Annotated in this window: 4 protein-coding genes; all 4 read left to right on the forward strand. The window is 35.4% G+C overall.

The window, feature by feature from the left end:
• On the forward strand, positions 1–481 hold a 481-nt coding region (locus RMN92_RS12770; RefSeq protein WP_309609825.1), incomplete at its 5' end, for a BamA/TamA family outer membrane protein.
• Positions 482–519: 38 nt separating this feature from the next.
• Positions 520–1587 (forward strand): class II fructose-bisphosphate aldolase, encoded by a 1068-nt coding sequence (fbaA, locus tag RMN92_RS12775; RefSeq protein ID WP_309609826.1) that lies wholly within the window; start codon positions 520–522, stop codon positions 1585–1587.
• 76 nt (positions 1588–1663) lie between these two features.
• Entirely contained in the window at positions 1664–2518 is an 855-nt protein-coding gene (gene accD / locus RMN92_RS12780) for an acetyl-CoA carboxylase, carboxyltransferase subunit beta (protein WP_309609827.1), read from the forward strand.
• A gap of 326 nt (positions 2519–2844) precedes the next feature.
• The coding region (locus RMN92_RS12785) for a phage baseplate assembly protein V (protein WP_309609828.1) at positions 2845–4385 on the forward strand (1541 nt) is incomplete at its 3' end.

Here is a 4385-nt window from a genome sequence, read left to right on the forward strand (position 1 = left end):
AAGAAGCTTTTTTGGAATAGCAATTCCGTATGGAAATTCAAAATCGATTCCATTTTCTCGCAGTTATTTTGCTGGAGGAACAAATGACAATAGAGCTTGGCAATCCTATAGCTTAGGCCCAGGAAGTTCAGGCGGATTGAACGATTTTAACGAAGCCAATATGAAAATAGCTTTTAATGCAGAATTTAGAGCCAAAATTATCGGCAATTTTAATGGAGCATTATTCGCAGATTTGGGAAATATTTGGAACGTTTTGGACAATGAAACAGACCAAACCAAAATTTTTTCGGGAATAAAATCCATAAAAACTTTTGCTTTGGGCACTGGACTTGGAATAAGATATGATTTTAAATTCTTTTTGGCTAGATTAGATTTGGGATTTAAAACTTATAATCCTGCAAAAGAAACCAATCAAAGATGGTTCAAAGATTTTAATTGGACTAAATCGGTTGTAAATATTGGAATAAACTATCCTTTCTAAAACATAAATTAGTAATTTTGTAGTATAAACACAAAAAAATGGCACACAATATAAAATCAGGCGTTGCTACTGGCGACCAAGTTCAAGAAATTTTTAAGTATGCAAAAGAAAAAGGTTTTGCGCTTCCAGCTGTAAATGTAGTAGGATCTGACACTATAAATGGCGTAATAGAAACTGCAGCAAGATTAAATGCTCCAGTAATTATTCAATTTTCAAATGGTGGAGCACAATTTAATGCTGGAAAAGGTTTATCAAATACCAACGAAAAAGCAGCAATTGCTGGCGGAATCGCGGGTGCACTCCACATTCACACATTAGCGGAAGCTTATGGAGCCACCGTAATTTTGCACACAGATCATTGTGCAAAAAAATTATTGCCTTGGATAGATGGATTACTTGATGCATCTGAAAAGCATTTTGCAAAAACTGGAAAACCATTATATTCTTCACACATGATAGATTTATCTGAAGAACCTATTGCAGAAAATATTGAAATTTGCAAAACCTATTTGGCTAGAATGAGTAAAATGGGCATGACACTTGAAATTGAATTAGGAATTACAGGTGGCGAAGAAGATGGTGTAGATAATTCTGATGTTGACAGTTCAAAACTATACACACAACCAGAAGAAGTAGCTTTTGCATATGAAGAATTATTGAAAATAAGTCCACGTTTTACTATAGCAGCTGCTTTTGGAAACGTGCATGGCGTTTACAAACCTGGAAATGTAAAACTAACACCAAAAATTTTAAAAAATTCTCAGGATTATGTACAAAAAAAATTTAGTACTGGTTCAAATCCTGTAGATTTTGTTTTTCATGGTGGCTCTGGATCAACGCTTGAAGAAATTAGAGAAGCTATTGGATACGGTGTTATAAAAATGAATATTGATACCGATTTGCAGTTTGCATTTACAGAAGGTATTCGTGATTATATGGTGCATAATTTAGACTATTTAAAAACACAAATTGGTAGCCCAGATGGTCCAGAATCTCCAAACAAAAAACATTACGATCCTAGAAAATGGCTTCGTGAAGGAGAAATGACTTTCAATAAAAGATTGGAACAGGCTTTCGCCGATTTGAATAATGTAAACACAATATAAATTACGATTTTTGAATTACGAATTACGAATTACCATTCATAAATCTAAATTCTAAAATCTAAAATCTAAAATTAGCATGGGTTGGTTTAAAAGAAAAGAAAAAGGAATTACTACAGCTACCGAAGATAAAATGGATGTTCCAAAAGGACTTTGGTACAAATCTCCAACTGGGAAAATTGTAGATGCAGATGAGTTAAAACGAAACCTTTGGGTAAGTCCTGAAGATGATTTTCATGTTCGTATTGGAAGCAAAGAATATTTTGAAATACTATTCGACAATAACGAATTTGTTGAGCTTGATGCCAATATGACTTCCAAAGATCCACTTGGTTTTGTAGATACCAAAAAATACAGTGACAGGTTGGTTGATGCCATGGATAAGACTAAACTTAAAGATGCAGTTCGAACAGGCGTTGGAAAATCAAAAGGAAAATTTTTAGTAGTCTGTTGTATGGATTTTGCTTTTATCGGCGGCTCGATGGGCGCGGTAGTTGGCGAAAAAATTGCAAGAGGTATTGATCATTCTATCAAAAACAACATTCCATTTGTCATGATTTCAAAATCTGGTGGTGCCAGAATGATGGAAGCTGCTTACTCATTGATGCAATTAGCAAAAACCTCAGCAAAATTGGCTCAACTAGCCGAAGCAAAAATACCATATATTTCTTTATGTACAGACCCAACTACTGGAGGCACAACAGCTTCATATGCCATGCTTGGTGATATTAATATTTCTGAACCAGGCGCGCTTATTGGTTTTGCAGGTCCAAGAGTAGTTCGAGACACCACGGGTAAAGATTTGCCAGAAGGCTTTCAAACTGCAGAATTTCTATTGGAACATGGTTTTCTAGATTTTATTACCCCTAGAAAAGAGTTGAAAGAAAAAATAAATTTATACTTAGATTTAATTCTTAACAAAGAAGTTAGATAGTTTTATAAATTCAAATAATTTTGATTAACGCAACAAGATATTTCTATTTTGTTGCGTTTTTTTTTATAATACCAACTACAATTCCAAATAATTTATTTGTTTTTTTTAAAACATGTTTTCAAACAAGAAGTAATTATGTAGGTGAATTTAAAAAACTAATTGATATAATTTTTACTTAAAATTTGCTACACTTCATCGAGTCAATTTAACAGATAGTCTAAATTTAACTTCAAAATCAGCTTTTTACAATTTATTTATATCACAATTCATCAAATTATTGAGTTCTTTTTTTATATTTACAATAACATTAATTAAAAACGACCATCATGCCAATAAGCACTACAATTACCATTCAAATTGCTGGGGAAGCAATGACACGATTTTCAAAATTAGTGATCAATCAAAAAGTGCAAACCCACCATAATTTTTCTGTTGTACAACCTTTGCCAAAAGAATTTGTAAATCAGGCTGTTGAAAAAGCACAAAGCTATATTGGTCAAACCATCAAAATAGAAATAAAGCCCAATAATATGGCCACCGAATCACCATTGGTATTCAAAGGCATAATCACCGAAGCACAACTCATGCGAAGTGCTGGAGCAGCGGGTTGCATCATGATCAATGGCTACAGCCCAACAATAGCCATGGATGGCATGCCAAACACCAAATCATTTTCGGATAAATCGCTTTCAACTATCATACAAGAAATTACAGAGAAATATGCCCAAACAGAAAATAAGCCCAAACTAAAAATCCAAAACGACACTTCACTTCCATACACGGTTCAATATGGCGAAAGCGATTTTGGTTTTATAGCTAGATTGGCACAAAAAAAAGGGCAATGGTTTTATTATAATGGAGAGGATTTGCTATTTGGCACGCCTACTTCCAAAACATTCACTTTAGAATATGGTCGTTCCTTGCATAGTTTTAATATAGATATGAAAGCCAAGTCACTTGGATTTGAATACATAGGCTATGATCCAACGAGTGCCGAGACACAAAAAGCCAATTCATCAGAAATCAACTATCAAACCCAAGGATTCTCAAAACCTGTTTTAGATGCGTCCAATAAATTATACCCAGAGAAATCAAAAATGTTCTACACCCAACCTTTGCAAGAAGGAAATGCAAGAACCCATTTGGTGGACAGAGCGACTACACAATTGCAATCCAGAGCAGCAGATTTAGTGACAGCCAAAGGCGATTCTGACGAAACAGGACTTCGTATAGGCGATGTGGTGGTTATCAATGAATCGGCTTTTTCGATGACAGGAAATCCTCAAGATGGCTTGAAGGAACAAAATTTTGGAAGTTATATTATTACTGATGTGACTCATGTTTGCGATGAAGGCACGTATCACAATACTTTCAGTGCCGTTCCAGAAAGTGTACTTTCTCCGCCTTATGGAAATGTACATAGTTTCCCAAAAGCCACCGCACAACCAGCCACGATAATTGACAACAATGATCCAAATGGACTCGGCAGAGTACAAGTACAAATGGCATGGCAGAAAGACAATGGGGTAAACACGCCATGGATTCGCATGACAAACCCGCACGCAGGTGGTGGAAAAGGCATGTATTTTGTACCCGAAATTGGCGAAGAAGTTTTGGTAGGTTTTGAAGGCGACAATGCCGAGAAACCCTTTGTTTTAGGCACCATGTACAATGGTTCTGAAAGTTCAGGATACAATACGGCAGGCAACGACCAAAAAGTAATACAAACCCGTTCTGGAACAAAAATTATCATGAACGATGCTATTGGCAGTGTGTTTATTGAAGACCCGAGTGGGAATACGTGGATGATGGATGGTAAGGGAAATATCAATGTGAATGCACCGAATGATTTTACTATAAATGCTGG

The sequence above is a fragment of the Flavobacterium sp. genome, assembly GCF_031363805.1.
Classification (GTDB): Bacteria; Bacteroidota; Bacteroidia; order Flavobacteriales; family Flavobacteriaceae; genus Flavobacterium.